This is a genomic window from Candidatus Margulisiibacteriota bacterium (assembly GCA_028715625.1).
GTDB lineage: Bacteria > Margulisbacteria > Riflemargulisbacteria > GWF2-35-9 > GWF2-35-9 > JAQURL01.
Genome location: JAQURL010000119.1, coordinates 1 through 1,685 on the forward strand (window position 1 = coordinate 1; position 1,685 = coordinate 1,685).

Genomic DNA, 1,685 nt, shown 5'->3' on the forward strand with positions numbered 1-1,685 from the left:
ATTTCTCTAAGCTTTTTGGGTAACAGATCGTGTATGGGTATAAACGCGGAGGTTACCTGAAAAGCTTTATAGGCTACTGACTTCTCAGTATATAATTTAAGCTTATTGAAGGGTAAATGCATAATAAGCACCAGGACGAGCCAGATTACTATGAGCCATTTAAGGCCGTTGGCTGCCATGCCCACCCATACATTCCAGTCGCCCAGAGAAGTGTTTTCCAGAAGTCTGGTTGCCAGTATCCCTATAAGTTTTAGTAGCACATAAATCAGAATAAAACTTAAAACCCAAACCAAAACGTTATCCCAGGAACTAATGTCGCTCCAGGAACTTCTGATATGCAGTGTTTTTTGTAAAAAATTGCCTACGGACCTGTAATATCCGGAAGTTATTAAAAATGTTAGGCTCAGCGCGACAACATCGATAGCGATATTAATCAGCCCTCTTTTATGGCCGACATAAAGAGCGTATCCCAAAATAATAACCGCAGCTATATCGATTATGCTTATCATCAATCTTATCCTGCTTGTAATTCCTTCTTGAATTTTATCAGTTTCTTTTTCAGCTTTTCATCTTTCAAAGACAATATCTGGGCTGCCAGAATTGCCGCGTTCTCCGCGCCGTTGATGGCAACTGTCGCGACCGGTACACCTTTGGGCATTTGTACGATAGAGTACAGAGAATCAATACCGCCAAGATCCGAGGTCTTGATGGGAATACCGATAACCGGCAGAATTGTGTGCCCCGCGATAACACCCGGCAAATGAGCGGCTTTTCCCGCCGCCGCTATGATAACTTTATAGTTTTCCGCGGCGCTTCCGGCAATTTTTGCTACTTTGTCCGGATTACGGTGAGCGGAAGCCACCATTTTATCAAAGGATAAGTCAAATTTTTCCAGATATTTCATGCAACCTTCCAGCACGGGTTCATCGGATGCACTACCCATAATTACTAAAACATCTTTCATAAATTACCTCCCGCAAATGTACATTTCATTTGTACCACAGCCGAAGTCTTAAGTTCTCCGGGCATGACTTGAGTAGTTGCTCCTTCTCCGGCCATTTGCAAAGCTCCCATCATTCTCGGATTTTGATCATATAACGGCACAAATTTATTATTGGTTTCATCAATATCTACGATTTTTACATTCTTCAGATTGGAAACCTCGGCCAGCTCTTTGGCTTTAGTTTGCGCTTCTTCTACTGCTTTTTTGAGGGCTTCCTTTTCATAGGCATCGGGATTTGTATGAGAAAAAACCAGAGAGCTGATATTATTAAAACCGCTGGACATAGCCTTATCAATGACTTTTCCTATAAGGCTGAAATCTCTAAGTTTTATTTTTAATAACTGTTGCACATCATAGCCCACGAATTGTTGTTTCTGCGCGATGTATTCATATCTTCTCTGAATACTTATGGCTGAGGTTTCCACATCCTTTTTGTCAACAAACGATTGCAGTGAATTCATAAATTTATTAATATTTTCATTTACTTCCCGCTGGCCGGTCTGTGCATTTTCGTATGTGCTCTGCACGCCAATGGTCAGGTAGGCTATGTTCGGAGCGAAAGAAACTTCTCCGGTGCCTGTGACTTTTATATAATTCTCCGCGAATAATAAAGCGCAAAAAAACAGACAGACTATGATTTTCTTCATTGTTCCTCCGTAAAATTTATTTAATTATAACACGG

At 41.0% G+C, this 1,685-nt stretch carries 3 protein-coding genes; all 3 read right to left on the reverse strand.

Annotated features, from left to right (window positions below):
* A partial coding sequence (locus PHV30_12025) for a CvpA family protein (GenBank protein MDD5457739.1) occupies positions 1 to 509 on the reverse strand: 509 nt, incomplete at its 3' end.
* 5 nt (positions 510 to 514) lie between these two features.
* A complete protein-coding gene (purE, locus tag PHV30_12030) occupies positions 515 to 964 on the reverse strand; it encodes a 5-(carboxyamino)imidazole ribonucleotide mutase (protein ID MDD5457740.1) in 450 nt (149 codons plus the stop codon).
* Entirely contained in the window at positions 961 to 1,650 is a 690-nt protein-coding gene (locus PHV30_12035; protein MDD5457741.1) for an SIMPL domain-containing protein, read from the reverse strand. The genes purE and PHV30_12035 overlap by 4 nt, the downstream gene beginning before the upstream one ends.
* Positions 1,651 to 1,685 lie beyond the last annotated feature (35 nt).